Source organism: Dokdonia sp. R86516 (assembly GCF_044596715.1).
Lineage (GTDB): Bacteria > Bacteroidota > Bacteroidia > Flavobacteriales > Flavobacteriaceae > Dokdonia.
In genome coordinates this window covers 995,189-1,011,147 of record NZ_CP138998.1, presented here as the reverse complement: position 1 = coordinate 1,011,147, position 15,959 = coordinate 995,189, and the positions used below count along the sequence as shown (strand labels likewise).

At 39.3% G+C, this 15,959-nt stretch carries 18 protein-coding genes; 6 read left to right on the top strand and 12 right to left on the bottom strand.

Translation table 11 applies throughout. From position 1 onward, the window contains the following. The first annotated feature begins 20 nt into the window (after nt 1-20). The 3 genes from dprA (at nt 21) to lysM (ending at nt 3,063) form a co-directional block, all read left to right on the top strand. The gene (gene dprA / locus SJY23_RS04675) at nt 21-1,124 is read left to right on the top strand and encodes a DNA-processing protein DprA (protein ID WP_396597637.1); all 1,104 of its coding nucleotides are present in this window, start codon (nt 21-23) and stop codon (nt 1,122-1,124) included. 198 nt (nt 1,125-1,322) lie between these two features. Beyond that, a complete protein-coding gene (locus tag SJY23_RS04670; protein ID WP_396597636.1) occupies nt 1,323-2,285 on the top strand; it encodes a nicotinic acid mononucleotide adenyltransferase in 963 nt (320 codons plus the stop codon). Between the two features lie 277 nt (nt 2,286-2,562). Then, a complete protein-coding gene (lysM, locus tag SJY23_RS04665; RefSeq protein ID WP_035335178.1) occupies nt 2,563-3,063 on the top strand; it encodes a peptidoglycan-binding protein LysM in 501 nt (166 codons plus the stop codon). Nucleotides 3,064-3,161: 98 nt separating this feature from the next. Here lysM and SJY23_RS04660 read toward each other — a convergent pair whose 3' ends face one another. The 12 genes from SJY23_RS04660 to SJY23_RS04605 form a co-directional block, all read right to left on the bottom strand. After that, on the bottom strand, nt 3,162-3,491 hold the full coding sequence (locus SJY23_RS04660) for a hypothetical protein (protein WP_396597635.1): 330 nt from the start codon (nt 3,489-3,491) through the stop codon (nt 3,162-3,164). Nucleotides 3,492-3,496: 5 nt separating this feature from the next. Then, nucleotides 3,497-4,075, bottom strand: a complete 579-nt coding sequence (gene nadD, locus SJY23_RS04655) for a nicotinate (nicotinamide) nucleotide adenylyltransferase (RefSeq protein ID WP_396597634.1) — start codon at nt 4,073-4,075, stop codon at nt 3,497-3,499. Between the two features lie 18 nt (nt 4,076-4,093). Then, a complete protein-coding gene (locus SJY23_RS04650; protein ID WP_396597633.1) occupies nt 4,094-4,438 on the bottom strand; it encodes a HopJ type III effector protein in 345 nt (114 codons plus the stop codon). Between the two features lie 7 nt (nt 4,439-4,445). Then, nucleotides 4,446-5,045 carry a guanylate kinase gene (gmk, locus tag SJY23_RS04645; RefSeq protein ID WP_396597632.1) on the bottom strand — a complete coding sequence of 200 codons (600 nt, stop codon included), beginning with the start codon at nt 5,043-5,045 and terminating at the stop codon, nt 4,446-4,448. Beyond that, a complete protein-coding gene (locus SJY23_RS04640) occupies nt 5,045-5,908 on the bottom strand; it encodes a YicC/YloC family endoribonuclease (RefSeq protein ID WP_396597631.1) in 864 nt (287 codons plus the stop codon). Before SJY23_RS04640 ends, gmk begins: the two co-directional genes overlap by 1 nt. An 84-nt stretch (nt 5,909-5,992) precedes the next feature. Further along, on the bottom strand, nt 5,993-6,325 hold the full coding sequence (locus tag SJY23_RS04635) for a hypothetical protein (protein WP_035326367.1): 333 nt from the start codon (nt 6,323-6,325) through the stop codon (nt 5,993-5,995). Then, on the bottom strand, nt 6,325-7,086 hold the full coding sequence (locus SJY23_RS04630; RefSeq protein ID WP_396597630.1) for a DUF1080 domain-containing protein: 762 nt from the start codon (nt 7,084-7,086) through the stop codon (nt 6,325-6,327). The genes SJY23_RS04635 and SJY23_RS04630 overlap by 1 nt, the downstream gene beginning before the upstream one ends. Nucleotides 7,087-7,089: 3 nt before the next feature. Then, on the bottom strand, nt 7,090-7,848 hold the full coding sequence (locus tag SJY23_RS04625) for a DUF1080 domain-containing protein (RefSeq protein WP_396597629.1): 759 nt from the start codon (nt 7,846-7,848) through the stop codon (nt 7,090-7,092). Between the two features lie 9 nt (nt 7,849-7,857). Continuing rightward, on the bottom strand, nt 7,858-8,910 hold the full coding sequence (locus tag SJY23_RS04620; RefSeq protein WP_396597628.1) for a sugar phosphate isomerase/epimerase family protein: 1,053 nt from the start codon (nt 8,908-8,910) through the stop codon (nt 7,858-7,860). A gap of 81 nt (nt 8,911-8,991) precedes the next feature. Beyond that, a complete protein-coding gene (locus SJY23_RS04615) occupies nt 8,992-10,128 on the bottom strand; it encodes a Gfo/Idh/MocA family protein (protein ID WP_396597627.1) in 1,137 nt (378 codons plus the stop codon). Nucleotides 10,129-10,228: 100 nt separating this feature from the next. Further along, nucleotides 10,229-11,452 carry a nucleoside permease gene (locus SJY23_RS04610; RefSeq protein ID WP_396597626.1) on the bottom strand — a complete coding sequence of 408 codons (1,224 nt, stop codon included), beginning with the start codon at nt 11,450-11,452 and terminating at the stop codon, nt 10,229-10,231. Nucleotides 11,453-11,457: 5 nt separating this feature from the next. Further along, the gene (locus tag SJY23_RS04605) at nt 11,458-12,447 is read right to left on the bottom strand and encodes a sugar phosphate isomerase/epimerase family protein (protein ID WP_396597625.1); all 990 of its coding nucleotides are present in this window, start codon (nt 12,445-12,447) and stop codon (nt 11,458-11,460) included. Nucleotides 12,448-12,637: 190 nt separating this feature from the next. Here SJY23_RS04605 and SJY23_RS04600 point away from each other — a divergent pair, with 190 nt between their 5' ends. From SJY23_RS04600 to SJY23_RS04590, 3 genes are read left to right on the top strand one after another with little or no spacing between them, the layout of a single operon-like run. After that, nucleotides 12,638-14,317, top strand: coding sequence for a GMC oxidoreductase (locus tag SJY23_RS04600; RefSeq protein ID WP_396598097.1), 1,680 nt, complete (start codon nt 12,638-12,640; stop codon nt 14,315-14,317). A gap of 1 nt (nt 14,318) precedes the next feature. Next, entirely contained in the window at nt 14,319-14,963 is a 645-nt protein-coding gene (locus SJY23_RS04595; protein ID WP_396597624.1) for a gluconate 2-dehydrogenase subunit 3 family protein, read from the top strand. Nucleotides 14,964-14,967: 4 nt separating this feature from the next. Then, nucleotides 14,968-15,915 (top strand): hydroxypyruvate isomerase family protein, encoded by a 948-nt coding sequence (locus SJY23_RS04590; RefSeq protein WP_396597623.1) that lies wholly within the window; start codon nt 14,968-14,970, stop codon nt 15,913-15,915. Nucleotides 15,916-15,959: the final 44 nt, after the last annotated feature.

Genomic DNA, 15,959 nt, shown 5'->3' with positions numbered 1-15,959 from the left:
TGTCTTAAAATCAACAGTTAATGTCCGAAAAAGAATTACTTTCCTTGCTTACATTACAACATACTCCTAATCTAGGTGATGGTACCATCAAGAAATTAATACAACAATTTGGGAGTGCAGAGGAGGTACTAAAACAGTCCAAAACCACGCTTCTCAAAATAGATGGGATAGGAAATCATAAACTTAGTGCCTTCGGTGAGGAGAAGTATTACGCTTTCGCGAAAGAAGAACTTTCTTTCATACAGTCTAATGATATTAAGGCAACTACCTACACAGACCCAGACTATCCGCAGCGGTTGAAATATTGTATAGACGGACCAGTTGTTCTCTTTTCTCGAGGGAATATTAACTGGAATAATCCGCGGATCATAAGTATTGTGGGAACTCGTAAGATCACTACTTATGGTGAGCATTTCTTAAAAAAGTTCATAAAAGAGATAGCTCCGCTCAATCCGCTTATTATTTCGGGATTTGCTTATGGAGTAGATATTACAGCTCATAAAGCGTGTATTGACCACGGTTTACAAAACATAGGCGTACTTGCTCACGGCCTTAATCAAGTGTATCCTAAAGTACACAGCAAGTATATGAGCGGAGTAGAGGCAAACGGAGGTTTTGTTACAGATTTCTGGAGTCGTAGTAGTTTTGTGCATACTAACTTCTTGCAGCGCAACCGGATTATAGCAGGCCTTTCTGAAGCGACTATTGTGATTGAATCTGCCGAGAAAGGAGGATCACTCGTAACTGCAGATTTTGCAAATGGCTACAATCGCGATGTATTTGCGGTACCAGGTCGAGCAGACGATAAGCAAAGTTTAGGGTGTAATAACCTCATCAAACAACAACGAGCAAATCTCATGACAAGTGCAGCCGACCTTGTATATATTCTTAACTGGAAACTAGAAGAAAAGCAGCAGCCAGCCGTTCAAAAACAACTTTTTGTAGAACTCACAGAAGAAGAAAAGATCGTGTGGCGATTCCTTAACGAGAATGGAAAAGAGCTTATGGATATTATTGCTCTCAACTGCAAGCTACCCACTTTTAAAATCGCGAGTATATTATTGCAAATGGAACTTAAAGGAGTGGTAAGACCATTGCCAGGGAAGTTGTTTGAGTTGACGTAATCTTTGAAATATTTTAAGAGGTTTGGTTATGAGTTAGTTACTCTCATCGTAAGTGACTACTTTATTTATAATGCACTTATAAGAGGTTGAGAACATTTTCGCGAAAGCGAAATTAAAACACAATCATCTAATAGTTAGTTGTTTGTATTTTTGGCACGCCGTTTGAATACTGTTAAGGGAATCAAAAAAACAAACAGTATGAAAACGATCAAACATTTTTTTGCAGTAGCGCTCGTCGCCGTGTTGTTTACTTCTTGTTATACAGAAGAGATCGTAGTAGTAGATCCTTATGTTGAAGTAAATAATGGACCTTCACTTAACCAAGTGTTAAGTCAGTATGAAATATTTTATGTAGATATTGATGCCTCTTCCGGTAACCTTACCGTGCCGTTTTTACAAAAGGCATTTACAGTATCCTTTAGAAATGGAACCATCTTTGCAAACAATAACTTATCTGGTCTAGGTCAGAACGGTGGAGGATTTGGTATTGATGTAGGAGCATATGACACCTTTGACTATGAGCTAGATGCATACCATGATCTAGATGGAGATTATTCCTTTGATGTTCGTGTATTATCTAGCAATGAGATAGAGTTATTTCACCCATCAACTGGAGCAGTTTATATTCTAGTAGGATACCAGAGAAGCACTTTTGATTATGACTTGGTTTTTTATAACAACATCCATTACTTCTTACAGGAATTTGAAGCTTGGGAGAAAATATACACCAGTGAAGAAGGAGAAATAAATCCTTTTGATAATGAGAATTTCTTACAGTTTTTACCTGCGGGACAGTCTGGAAATTTTAGAAGCTCTGAAGATGGTAGTGGTACATCTACAAATAATATCTTTTGGGACTATGATGGAATCTATGATGTAAATGATGTACCTGGAGATTTCTACTTAAAGACTTTAACATTAGATTATAATTTTCCAGACAATGAGTTCTTTGACCTTACCGTTATTGATGATGAAACGATAGAGCTGTTTCAAGTAAATACAGGAACTACTTACCAGTTTAGAGGTAGAGGTTATATCCAGTTTAGAACAGCAACAGATGGAAAGAGTAAAAATGCTCCGAAACTTCGTAAGAAAACGGCAGACATTAAAGCAGAAATAAAAGCGCTTACCGAAAAGAAAGCAGCAGCGCTTAAAAAGTAACAATCACTGCACTAATCATAGCAGTGTGATTTAAGATTTTTTGGTTGGTTATTTAGTTGGAGAATCCTCACCTAAGTGTTACTTAGTGTGGGGATTCTCTTTTTTATGAAGTGACTCATGTAAGCAAGATTTTACAGAAACATAGATAATCTACTCAAATGTTAGGTAAGGGTTAATATATTTTCAGATTTACTAAAGTCATCATAACAATGTATTGATAACTCTAGGTTTTTTGTAAATTGACTACACAATAAAACACTAACTAAATATTATAATTATGGGATTATTTTCATTCATTAAAAATGCAGGAGCAAAAGTTTTTGGAATAGGAAAAACAGATGCAGAAGAAGCAGCAGAAGCAGCAGCGGTAGCTGAAGAAAAGATTGCAATGGAAAATGCAAAAGCAGCAAGTAACATGGCAGAAACTATTAATGACCTTGGTCTTGATGTTGATAACCTTGATATCTCAATAGATGGAGATGTTGCTGTAGTTACTGGAAGTGCAAACGATCAAGCAACTAAAGAAAAGGTAATCCTTGTAGTAGGAAACTCTACAGGTATTGCAACGGTAGACGATAGACTTACTGTTGAGAACCCAGAGCCAGAAGCTCGTTTTTATACAGTAGAAAAAGGAGATTCTTTAAGCAAGATCTCAAAAGCGATGTACGGAGACCCAATGAAGTACCCACAAATTTTTGAAGCAAATAAGCCTATGCTTAAAGACGTAGATTTAATTTATCCAGGTCAAGTATTACGTATTCCTCACTTAGAGAAATAAAAGAAAGCGCTCAAGCGCGATTATAGACTAATTAAAAGAACAAATATGAAGGGCGATAGTCTGGAATGTTTGTTCTTTTTTTTATGTAATAAATTCATCTAGTTTAATGAACCAAAAATGTGCAGAACCTCTTTGCTCATATTTATTAAGACTAATATCCAGAATACTACAGCGAGCCCTGCAAAGAATTTTGCTTTACCCAGGTGGGCATTATGAGGTTCTTTTCGAGCCTTGACGTACTTTATAATTGTAAAGACACTGGAAACAATAAATATTGCCGTGGCAAAACCTGTTAAAAAATCAGGTATAACATTACTCGACTCAATGACTCTGTTTAACACAAAATATACTAGAAAAGACACAACCATCATAAGCCCGTAGTAAGTGGCTTCTTTTGCATTTTGGTCAGTGAGATCTCTTTTAGGCATCAGGATTATCTATAAAAACTCATCTCGTCTATAAAGGTGTAAACTTCTGGAGGAAGTAATGGTCGTATGTTTTTATCCTGCTTAATCGCCTTACGTATCATTGTAGATGAAATCTCCATAATAGGAGCGTCTACTTTGTGAATCTTTGGATGATTATCAAACTGTGTTTCAACCGTACCTTCAGAGATTCTAGGGTATACATAGATGTCGTGACGCTCAAGAATAACTTCATAATTTTTCCACTTATGAAGGCTTTTAAGGTTGTCCTCACCCATTATTAAACAAAACTCGTGCTGAGGATACTTTTCTTCTAGATGAGCTAGCGTGTATACCGTATAGTTAGGTTGTGGTAGGTCAAACTCAATATTACTTGGCTCGATTTTATCATAATGCTCTACAGCCTCCATAACCATCTGGTAGCGGTGGTGATTGTTAAGAAGACTACTCTTCTTCTTAAAAGGGTTGTGAGGCGTGATAACCATCCAGATTTTATCTAGATCACTATACTCTGCCATATGATTTGCAATAGCAAGATGCCCTATGTGAATAGGGTTAAAAGTTCCAAAGTATAGACCTATTTTCAAGGGATAGTAAGTTTTGAGTTATTTCTTTTGGAGCGGTTTTGTGTCAAAGGCAATTCCGTCCCAACCGTATTTGATAAAATTTCTAATATTTTGGTGATCTATACCCTCTGGGTTTTGTAGTACATCTTCTCTGTAATATGCGCCAAAACACTGTAGCGTGTCACTTTTACTTAGTCCTTGTTCTTGTGCAAATGCAAACAGCTTACAAGAGCCATTGTTCTCACCTGTGTCATTATGAATATCACCATTCTTAAAAGAGCTAGGCGTAAAAGTATATAGAGCTTCTATAACAGCTATTGTATCTGTAAACTCAATTTCGGTGGGTGCGCTGGTAAGTTTAGTTTTAAAATCTTGTAATGTCATTGCGCTATTATTCTACAAAATCGGTAACAAGTGTGACCGCTTCTTTAAGAGCTTTTTCTAGATTATCATTAAGGATAATATGATCAAATTGTGGTGCTGTGGCAAGCTCTACAGAGGCTTTTGCAACACGCATATTGATTTTATCCTCACTTTCTGTACTACGTTTTTTAAGACGTATTTTGAGCTCATCTACACTAGGTGGTTTTACAAAAACGGCAAGTGTCTTATCTGGAAACTTTTTCTTTATGCGTAAACCGCCTACTACGTCTATATCAAATATAACGTGCTTACCCATCGCCCAGATACGTTGTACTTCTTTCCAAAGTGTACCGTAAAAGTTGTCACGATAGACCTCTTCCCATTCTAGAAAGTCGTCTGCTTTGATATGATTTTTAAACTCCTTAAGAGAGATAAAGTAATAATCTGTGCCGTGTACTTCTGTGCCACGAGGTTCTCTACTAGTTGCAGAGATACTAAACTCTAGATTGAGCTCTGGTTGACCCAAGAGATGTCTTACAATTGTTGTTTTACCACTACCAGAAGGCGCCGAAAAAACAATGAGTTTCCCCGTGTGATTTAGTTCTTGTGCGTCAGGTTGTTTTCCCATTAGAGTACGTTTAATACTTGCTCTTTTATTTTTTCTAGCTCATCCTTCATTTGCACCACTAGCTGTTGCATAGGTGCATAATTAGATTTTGAGCCTATGGTATTAATTTCACGACCTATTTCTTGACCTATAAAGCCCAGTTTTTTACCGTTAGAATTATCAGAATCTAGTGCTTCTGTAAAGTAATCTAAGTGATTTTTAAGACGTACCTTTTCTTCTGTGATGTCGTATTTCTCTAGGTAATAGATAAGCTCTTGCTCAAACCTATTTTCGTCAAGATTAACCTTGAGATCTGCAACGGTCTTTTCTAGACGTACTTTTACATCTGCAAGACGATCTTTATCAAGAGTGATAACTTCATCTAGTAAACGCTGTAGATTTTTAATGCGCAGTTCAAACTCAGTCTTGAGAGAGTTACCCTCATCTAGTCTGTAAGCGTTTATTTCCTTAAGCGCACCTTCTAGATTAGTTACAATGGCTTTGTACTCATTTTCATCCAGTTCTTCACGCTCAGTTTTGAGAGCATCTGGAAGTCTCACAGCCATTTTAAGTAGCTCTATCTCGCTAGGCTCACCAGCAACAGCGTTTGACAGCTGTTTCATATACGTGTTTACAACAGATTCATTAATCGCTGTATTAGTGTTTTCGCCAGTGCTTTCTATGTAGAGACCTACATCTATCTTACCACGTTCTAGAGCTTTTGCCACCATATTGCGTAGTGCGAGTTCCTTCTCACGATATGTAGATGGGATACGTGCATTGAGATCAAGGTTTTTGCTGTTAAGCGATTTGATCTCGATAGTAATCTTTTTTCCGGGAAGTTGTACGACACTCTTCCCAAAACCAGTCATTGATTTTATCATAGCGCAAAGATAATGGTTCAGTAAGTAATGAAAAATTAAGAATGACTGTGGTTTTTTACGCTTTCGCGAAAGCGTAATCACACCCTATTTTACTTTTTCTTGCATATAAGAGCGCACCTGGTAGTTAGCTAGCACAACATATGCTACTAATGCTATATAACCGCCGTATGCGGCATAAGGGCTTTCTAAAAAGAGGAGACAGCTACATATAGCAAAAAGTGCAATGGTGCCTATCCCGTACTTTTGAGCAAGAAAGGAGTATGCTTTATCCCAAGTGGCTTGATCTCTCATCCACCATTCTGGAGCTTTTGATAAAAAAGGATTACCCAGCGATGGCGGAAAGTAACGTGTATTTATAAATAATGCCAGACTTATGAGTGCTGGGGCAAATGTTGTAAGGAGTGCAGGGAAGTTCATTAATCTAATTTACGTAACCAAATATTTCTATACCCTACACCACTCATATCGCCGTGATCTTGCAGTACAATTGGGCCGTCACCGTGAGCATTGTTTTTTGGGAAACCTATGTACTCTGTACTTCCTTTAATCTCGTAGTGATCTTGTATGAGTACACCATTTAAAAATACGGTGATTGTAGCAGCTTTTGTTTTTTTACCTGCATCATTAAATGCTGGCGCGTGAAAAACAATATCATAGCTGTTCCACTCTCCAGTAGGTTTTGCAGCCATAACGTCTGGAGCTTTTTGCTTATAAATAGAGCCTACCATACCGTTTACATAGGTGTCATTATCATTGTTGTTTAAGATTTGTACTTCGTATAAGCCTTGAAAAAACACACCACTATTACTTCTGTTTTGGTTAGTCTGAGTATTGTTTGGGTCACTGCGCCATTCTAGGTGTAATTGCACACTCCCGAAGTCTTCTTTGGTCACAATATCTCCCGTTTTATCCTTTACGGTCATACTGCCGTCTTGATTAATCGTCCACTTAGGAGCGCCGCCGTCATTTTTACTTTTCCAAGCGTTGAGGTTTGTGCCGTCAAACAATATCACAGCATCACTAGGGATACCGGTTTGCCCGTTTATGGCAACCTTTGCAGGTTTTGGACCCCATACTTCTGTTTGTTCTGGTTTTGTAGGTTCGTCACCCACATTTCCTGAGCCACACGATGTAATGGTTAGTGCTGTTGCGATAATTCCTAAATGGTATAATTTCATAATCTATAATTCTTTTATTGTAATGTTGCGGTACCATACTTTATCTCCGTGATCTTGGAGACCTATGTGACCTTCTTGATATTTACCAAAGCCTTTCCAGTTTGCAAACTTAGTCTTTGCAACCATAGCATCCCACTCTTCGCCATTTACGGGGAAGGTATATGCTTCTTTGCCGTTAAGGCTTACTTTACCTAGGTTACTATCGTGATTGATAGAAAGCGTTACTTTGTTCCACTCACCAGCGGGATTGATCATCCCATCTGCAGGTTTTATCATATCATAAAGAGATCCTGCTTTGTGCGTCCCATTTGCCACCTTTGCATCTGGGTGACGCTCGTCATCTAGCACTTGTATCTCTGGGCCAGTTTCATAAGCTTCTTTAAACTCTGGTGATTCCTCTACACCCCAAAAGATGCCACTGTTACCACCTTCAGAAACTTTCCACTCTAGATTGAGTTCAAAGTTTTTATAGGTGTTTTTTGTAATGATGTTTTTACCACCTTCTTCCCCAGGCGCAAAAGCCATTGCTCCATCTTCTATGGTCCAATTGTCGTGCATACCGTCTGTACCATATCCTTTCCAAGCGTTGAGGTTAGAGCCGTCAAAAAGAACAACTTTATCACTAGGATCGGCAATTTTTTTGCCACCTATAGAGAAGGTATTGCCTTCTCCGCTCCTAATATCTACAACCGTGGTTTTAGTCTCGTTTTTACAAGCAAGTGCCATTAAAGCCACTGCTGCGATATAGAATGTTGTTTTCATAATTGTGTTTTAAAGTCCAAGTATCTTCTTTAACTGCTCTTTGTCGATATCCTCACCTGCAAAATCATCAAAGCGTTTTTGTGTAGCCTCAATAATGTGTGAAGCGATAAATGGTGCGCCTTCTTTAGCTCCTTGCTCAGGACTTTTTACACAACATTCCCATTCCATCACTGCCCAAACGTCACAACCGTATTCTGTGAGTTTTGTGAAAATAGTTTTAAAGTCTATCTGTCCATCTCCCGGAGAGCGGTAACGCCCAGCGCGATCTTGCCAGTCACTGTAACCGCCAAAAGTACCACGCTTCCCATCTGGTTTAAACTCAGAATCTTTTACGTGAAAGGCCTTTATAAACTCGTGATAGTGGTCTATGTATGCGATATAATCGAGTTGCTGTAATACAAAGTGACTCGGGTCATATAAAATATTACAACGCTTGTGATTACCTGTAGCTTCTAGAAAACGCTCAAAAGTCACTCCGTCGTGTAAATCTTCACCAGGGTGGATCTCATAAGCCACATCTACACCACACTCATCATAAGTGTTGAGTATAGGTAACCAGCGTTTGGCTAGTTCTTCAAACCCCATCTCAACAAGTCCTGCAGGACGTTGTGGCCAAGGGTGCATTGTATGCCAAAGCAGCGAACCACTAAACGTCGCACTCACATCAAGACCTAGATGTTTACTTGCGTGTGCTGCGCTTATTACTTGCTTGCGAGCCCACTCAGTACGCTTCTTTGGATTGTTTTTACAATCGTCTGGAGCAAAATTATCAAACATCAAGTCATAAGCAGGATGTACTGCAACCAGTTGCCCTTGTAGGTGTGTAGAGAGCTCAGTTATCTCAAGCCCATAGTCATTTACTTTACCCTTAAGCTCATCACAGTAGGTTTTACTCTCTCCCGCTGTGGTGAGATCAATTAATCGGTTTTCCCAAGTTGGGATTTGTATTCCTTTATACCCAAGGTCTGCTGCCCATTTACACAATCCGTCTAGTGAATTAAATGGTGCTTTGTCATCCATAAACTGGGCGAGAAATACTGCGGGTCCTTTTATTGTTTTCATTGGATATATTTTTTTCATTCTCGCAAAGGCGAGAATCTTTTCAATTGTTGTTTTTTACGCTTTCGCGAAAGCGTACTTATACTACTCTAGGTCTACCCACACATTCCCATCACGATGAGATTGCACGGCTTTCTCTATAAAATTCATTCCTCGTACACCATCTGTCATCCCCGGAAACTCCCCCGAATTGTAATCTTCTCCACGTATTGCCTTTGCAACACCCTTATAGATATTACCCATCGCGTCAAAAATACCTTCTGGGTGTCCTGGAGGTAGTTTTGTGCCGTCTAGCGATAGCGCACTGTTATAAGCGTGGCCTGGTTTAAGCACGCGCATAGGTTGTCCATCTTCTAGTAAATAGAGATAGTTAGGATTTTCTTGCTCCCACTTGAGACCTGCTTTTGTACCATAAACAGCTACGGTAAAGTTGTTCTCCTCACCTGTTGCTATTTGACTAGATCGCAATACACCTTTTGTGTATTCATCTAGGCGTAATAATACGGTACCGTCTATATCCATCTCATTATCTGCATACAGATGGTTGAGATCTGCAAGTACAGATTTAATTTTTTTGCCAGTTACAAACTCTAGCATCTGGTAAGCGTGAACACCTATATCACCAAGACAGCAAGAAATTCCCGATTTTTCAGGCATTAAACGCCAGGTGCTATTGCGCTGCTCCTTGTCGTGTATGAGGTTATTAATCCAGCCTTGATAATACTGAGCGTCTACTTTTTGTATCTCGCCTAGTTCTCCATTTGCTATCATTTCCCTCATTTGGCGTACCATAGGGTAGCCTGTATAGGTATGTGTAAGTCCAAAGACGTTACCATTTTTCTTTTGGATAGCCTCAAGCTCTAGCGCCTCTGCGTGCGTCATTGTCATAGGCTTCTCGCAGATCACGTTAAAGCCAGCTTCTAGAAGCTGCTTTGCCATCGGGAAGTGTAAGAAGTTAGGCGTTAGTATAGATACTACTTGCATACGCTGGTCTGCTGGGAGTGCTGTTTCCTTTTCTACAAGCTCCGTTAGATCTTTATAAATACGATCTGTCGGGATGCCTATTTGAGCAGCAAATTCTTTGCTTACTTCAATATCTGGATTAAAAGAACCACCTACTAGCTGGTATGCGTCAAACATACTTGCCGCCACGCGGTGTAACACACCTATTAAACTATCTCCGCCGCCACCTAAGACGCCCCATCTTATTTTATTGCTCATTGTGTTGTGTTTTTATTTTTTAATTATATCAAGTAAATATGCTTTTTCTAAGAAAAGTCTGCCCTTTAGGGTAGGGGAAAGACTTTTTAAGACTTTGCTACTACTCCGTATATTCAATTTTCTCACTCTTAAATAACAGTGCAAAAATCACAAATACTGCTGCTGCAAAAATCGCTGGGAATACCCATACTGAGTTCCAGTCGTGACCTTCACCTATAATGTTTGCGTCTGTGATCTGACCAGCAATGTAAAAGCCTATTAACATCCCTACACCGTAAGTAGCAAGTGTGATAAGTCCTTGAGCGGCACTTTTAATTTTTGGTCCAGCTTTGCTGTCTGTATAAATTTGTCCAGACACAAAGAAAAAGTCATAACAAATTCCGTGTAAAACAATACCTGTAATAACCATAAAGAATAAATCTCCAGTGTTACCATAAGCGAACAGTAAGTAGCGCAATGTCCAGGCGAGCATCCCTACAAGGATGGTTTTCTTAAACCCAAATTTCTTAAAGAAAAATGGTAGCAAGAGCATAAATATTATTTCAGATGCTTGACCTAAGCCGGTAAATGCTGTCGAATCATCTACGCCAGATTCTAATAGAAATGGGCTTAAATTTTGATAATAAAAAGCAAGCGGGATACAGATCAGTACTGAAGAAATAAAGAAGACTAAAAAATTTCTGTCTTTCAAGAGACCTATAGCTTGTAAGCCTAGTATGTCAGATATTGAAGCCTTTTCTCCTTTACTACTTGGCGGAGTTTTAGGAAGTGTGAAACTAAAAACTCCTAGTACTGCAGAAGCAATAGCAGTCATAATAAATGTGTTAGAAAGCATACCATTTGCAGCATTTACGGGCGAATCCCAAGAAAAAGCAAAACTGATTAACGATGTTGCTAGAATCCATCCCACAGTTCCCCATACACGTATGAATGGAAAGTCCTTTGATGGGTCTTTCATCTGGTTAAATGCAACCGAGTTTACTAGCGCCAGTGTAGGCATATAAGCAATCATATACCCTAAAACATATGGATAGAAAACAGCCGAGTCTGTTGCTTGTGACATCAAATACATAAGTACGGCACCTATAATATGTAATACTCCCAGAATGCGCTCTGCATTAAAAAATCGATCTGCAATAAGCCCTATAATAAATGGTGCTATAATGGCTCCCCAAGATTGTGTGGAAAAGGCTTGAGCTATCTCAGCCCCTTCAGCTTTCAGGTTATTCCCCATAAAAGAACCTAAGGTTACAAACCAGCCTCCCCAGATAAAAAACTCGAGAAACATCATTAGGGATAATTGAAACTTAGTCGTTGATTTCATATTGTTTATTTAAGATTGTCTATTGATTTTTGAACTAGTGCTTTAGTAAGAGCGATACCTTCTTTTGGATCTTCTAGTGGCCCTTCATATTCTGTACCCACATATCCTTCAAAACCGCTATCGGCAACGATTTGCATTAATCGTTGATAGTCTAATTTTGTCTCATTACCATTTTCATCAAAGTTATATGACTTTGCAGACACTCCTTTTGCATACGGCATCATTTCTTCTATTCCTTTATAGGTATCATATTCTAAAACACAAGGCGCGCCCCAGCGTTCTCCACCTTCACGTTTTACACAAAAGTTTCCAAAATCTGGTAAGACACCTACTGTTTCCATATTAACCTCTTTCATCACAGCAACAAGCTTTTCTCCATCACTAGACCATCCTCCGTGGTTTTCTATAATTACGTTTACGCCTACTTCTTTACCGTAAGTTCCTAGTTCTTTAAGAGATGCTACAGATAGTGCGTGCCATTTTACAGGATCTAGCTCTCCAAATAGATTTGCCCTTACCGAGTGTGCTCCCATAAGTTTTGCGGCATCCATCCATATTTTGTGATTTGCAATAGCTTCTTCTAGTTTTTTAGGATCTGGATCTGCTAGTTTACCAGCGTGATCCACCATAATAAGAACGTTATCCATTCCTGCAGCAGTTGCCTTAGCATTAAGGTCGTTTGCAAGTTTCATTACACGTTCTTTGTAATCTGTCCCTACTTCAGCAACAGATGGATATAATTGTGTCACATATTCTACTCCGGTAAAACCAAGATCTTTGGCAATTTGCGGGAATTGCATCGGGTCCATAGTACCGTCTTGAAACGGTTTGTGAAGAGACCATTGAGCGAGGGAATGTTCAAATGTTGGCGTAGCTTTTTGTTGGTTTTCAATTTCTGCTTTCGCGGAAGCGTTATCACCCTCTTTTTTTTGATCTGTTTTACAAGAAAAGAGTGTAAAAGCGCATAAAAATGTTCCTAGAAGAATTTTTTTCATAATATAATTTAATTGGAGGGTAGAACTATAACGTTTTCGCCCGTGAATTACTGTTAAATCTAGTGTTTGACTAAGGTAACCTTTTTCTCATATTAACAAAAAACAACATAAAATTTATATATTTGGTAAACTACATCACAATTTTTTTTCATTAATACAATATATAGTGAACACAGCCAACGAAAACGAAATGTACGACGCAATCGTCGTAGGCTCAGGAATCTCCGGAGGATGGGCAGCAAAAGAGTTATGTGAGAATGGTATGAAAACGCTTGTTTTAGAGCGTGGTCGTATGGTTAATCACATTGAAGATTATCCTACTATGCATAAAGACCCTTGGGACTTTGAGTTAAAGGGTAACAATAGTGTAGAAGTAGAGGCTCGTTATGAGAAGCAAGCACGTACGGGTTATGTTCATAAAGCAGAGAGTCGTCACTTTTTTGTAGATGATGTAGATCATCCTTATAATGAGACAAAACGTTTTGACTGGATACGTGGATATCACGTGGGAGGTCGTTCTATTATGTGGGGACGTCAGAGTTATAGACTGTCTGATATAGATTTTGAAGCAAATAAAAAAGAAGGCATAGCCGTAGACTGGCCAGTGCGTTACAAAGATATTTCTCCTTGGTATGATAAGGTGGAAGAGTATATCTCTGTTTCTGGAGAGAGTTTAGGTCTTGAGGTGCTACCTGATGGTAAATTCTCACCTCCTATGGAACTTAACTGTGTAGAAGAAGTACTTAAGAAAAATATGGCCGAAAATTATAAAGACGGTCGTTTGCTCACTATAGGTCGTGTTGCGCACATTACAGGAGCAAAAACTTATGATGGTCGATCTGCTTGCCAGTTTAGAAATCGCTGCGTGAGAGGTTGTCCTTTTGGAGGATACTTCTCAAGTAACTCATCTACTTTACCAGCTGCCGAGCGTACAGGAAATATGACGTTACGTCCATACTCAATTGTTACTGAGGTGATGTATGATGATAAAACAGGGAAGGCAACAGGAGTAAAAGTTACCGACCAAGAGACTATGGAGAAGATGGAGTTTAAAGCAAAGACCGTTTTCCTTTGTGCATCTGCCATTGCATCTGCTAGTATTCTTATGAACTCTAAGAGTGAGCGTTTTCCTAATGGGATGGGTAATGACTCTGGAGAGCTAGGACACAATTTAATGGATCACCACTTTAAAGCAGGAGCAACTGCAAAATGGGATGGAGATTTAGATAAATATTATAAAGGACGTCGCCCTAACGGGATTTACATTCCACGTTTTAGAAACATAGGCGGAGTAACAGACCAAAAAACCTTTAAGCGTGGATACGGTTATCAAGGTGGCGCAGGTCGTGGTGATTACCAACCACAAATTGCCGAAGCAGGATACGGAGCAAAGCTTAAGGAAGAGATTCAAAAACCAGGAGGTTGGACTATAGGTCTTATGGGCTTTGGAGAGTGTCTTCCTTACCACGAAAATAAAATGACCCTAGATTATAATGATCTAGATAAATGGGGGCAGCCTAAGGTAAACTTTGACGCAGAGTGGAAAGAGAATGAGTGGGAGATGCGTAAGGATATGATTGCAAGTGCAAAAGATATGCTTAAAAATGCTGGATTTACAGATATCCAGACTATGGATGATCCTAGTGCTCCGGGTAACGGAATACATGAAATGGGTACGGCTCGTATGGGTCGCGATCCTAAGACATCAGTTTGTAACGGTAATAACCAGTTACACGCTGTTCCTAACGTTTATGTAACAGATGGTGCGTTTATGACCTCTGCAAGTTGTGTAAACCCATCACTCACATATATGGCTTTTAGTGCACGTGCTGCAAATCACGCTGCTGCTCAAATCAAAAAAGAAGCGTAAGATGAAAAGAAGACAATTAATAAAGAACTTAGGATTAGGTGGTGTAGCTCTTGTTGCAACACCTACAGTATTAAGCCTTTTACAAAGTTGTAAAGCAGATGGACCTGTTTTTGAGCCTGTGTTTTTAAGCAAGTCTCAAGGTAAAGCATTGCGTCATATGGTAGATCTTATTATTCCTTCTGATGAGATGATCCCAGGAGCGGTAGATGTAGGTGTACACAAGTTTATAGATACTTACTGGAATCAAGCAGTAGATACTGAAGGCAAAACGCAAATTCTAGCAGGGTTTGACGCACTTGCAAATAGATTGCAAGACGCCTCTGGAAAGACATTTGAAGATGCCGAAGCAGAGGATTATGATGCACTTTTAGCAAAGTATCTTACATCTTCAAAAGAACAAGAAGCTGTATTTCAGAAAAGCCTTGGTGAGTTTTATCAAGCCTATCAAAATGATAAAACAGTTAAGGTAGATCCAGATGCTGGAGCATTCAGTCTTTTAGGAAATATAAGAGGAATGACTATATGGGGATGGAAAGCCTCAGAAGAAATAGGAGAAAATGTACTCGCTTATGAACCTATTCCAGGTAAACAAGTAGGTTGCTTATCAGTAGATGAAGCAACAGGAGGAAAAGCATACTCACTGTAATTATATGGACAGAAGGAAATTTATACAAAAAGGAGCTCTTACGGGTTCCTTTTTAGGTTTAGGGACCGTAGGTATACACGCTATGGATGCGGTTGTGAGAGATTCCGCTTTCGCGAAAGCGGAAAAAGAACCCCACACTTTTAATCTCAATTATGCCCCGCACATAGGGATGTTTAAAGAGCTCGCTGGCGAAAATGTTATTGATCAGCTCAACTTTATGGCAGATCAAGGATTTACCGCATTTGAAGATAATGAGATGCGCAATCGCCCCATTGCCGAACAAGAAGCAATGGCAGAGGTGATGCGTAGGCGTGGTCTTACTATGGGCGTTTTTGTGGCTCATAAAATACATTGGACAAAGCCAAACCTAGCCAGCGGAAAACAAGAATGGCGTGACGAGTTTCTGGCAGATATTAAGAGCTCTATTGAGGTAGCAAAACGTGTAAATGCAAAATGGATGACCGTCGTGCCTGGTCACGTAGACTTGCGTCAGAATATTGATTTTCAAACGGCAAACGTAGTAGAGAGCCTTAGACAAGCAAGTGCTTTACTAGAACCGCACGGCATTGTGATGGTGCTGGAGCCACTCAATTTTAGAAACCACCCAGGACTCTTTTTATCTAAGTCGCCACAAGCATATCAAATCTGTAAAGCCGTAAATAGTCCGTCGTGCAAGATTCTTTTTGACATCTACCACCAGCAAATTCAAGAAGGAAACTTAATCCCAAACATTGAGCAGTGCTGGGACGAGATTGCCTATTTCCAGATAGGAGATAACCCAGGACGCAATGAGCCTACCTCTGGTGAGATTAACTACAAAAATGTATTTAAATACATACACAGTCGTGGTTTCAAAGGTGTTTTAGGAATGGAACACGGTAACAGTATAGAAGGAAAAGAGGGCGAGCAGCGTGTAATAGATGCGTATGTGGAGAGTAATGGATTTTTGTAAATTAAAGATTTTGATGTCTGATAAGGAAACTTACAAACCTTTAT

Coding starts and splice junctions, on each gene's coding strand:
- dprA (WP_396597637.1), top strand. CDS start 21: ATGTCCGAAAAAGAATTACTTTCCTTGCTTACATTACAACATACTCCT.
- SJY23_RS04670 (WP_396597636.1), top strand. CDS start 1,323: ATGAAAACGATCAAACATTTTTTTGCAGTAGCGCTCGTCGCCGTGTTG.
- lysM (WP_035335178.1), top strand. CDS start 2,563: ATGGGATTATTTTCATTCATTAAAAATGCAGGAGCAAAAGTTTTTGGA.
- SJY23_RS04660 (WP_396597635.1), bottom strand. CDS start 3,491: ATGCCTAAAAGAGATCTCACTGACCAAAATGCAAAAGAAGCCACTTAC.
- SJY23_RS04650 (WP_396597633.1), bottom strand. CDS start 4,438: ATGACATTACAAGATTTTAAAACTAAACTTACCAGCGCACCCACCGAA.
- gmk (WP_396597632.1), bottom strand. CDS start 5,045: ATGGGAAAACAACCTGACGCACAAGAACTAAATCACACGGGGAAACTC.
- SJY23_RS04640 (WP_396597631.1), bottom strand. CDS start 5,908: ATGATAAAATCAATGACTGGTTTTGGGAAGAGTGTCGTACAACTTCCC.
- SJY23_RS04635 (WP_035326367.1), bottom strand. CDS start 6,325: ATGAACTTCCCTGCACTCCTTACAACATTTGCCCCAGCACTCATAAGT.
- SJY23_RS04630 (WP_396597630.1), bottom strand. CDS start 7,086: ATGAAATTATACCATTTAGGAATTATCGCAACAGCACTAACCATTACA.
- SJY23_RS04625 (WP_396597629.1), bottom strand. CDS start 7,848: ATGAAAACAACATTCTATATCGCAGCAGTGGCTTTAATGGCACTTGCT.
- SJY23_RS04620 (WP_396597628.1), bottom strand. CDS start 8,910: ATGAAAACAATAAAAGGACCCGCAGTATTTCTCGCCCAGTTTATGGAT.
- SJY23_RS04615 (WP_396597627.1), bottom strand. CDS start 10,128: ATGAGCAATAAAATAAGATGGGGCGTCTTAGGTGGCGGCGGAGATAGT.
- SJY23_RS04610 (WP_396597626.1), bottom strand. CDS start 11,452: ATGAAATCAACGACTAAGTTTCAATTATCCCTAATGATGTTTCTCGAG.
- SJY23_RS04605 (WP_396597625.1), bottom strand. CDS start 12,447: ATGAAAAAAATTCTTCTAGGAACATTTTTATGCGCTTTTACACTCTTT.
- SJY23_RS04600 (WP_396598097.1), top strand. CDS start 12,638: ATGTACGACGCAATCGTCGTAGGCTCAGGAATCTCCGGAGGATGGGCA.
- SJY23_RS04595 (WP_396597624.1), top strand. CDS start 14,319: ATGAAAAGAAGACAATTAATAAAGAACTTAGGATTAGGTGGTGTAGCT.
- SJY23_RS04590 (WP_396597623.1), top strand. CDS start 14,968: ATGGACAGAAGGAAATTTATACAAAAAGGAGCTCTTACGGGTTCCTTT.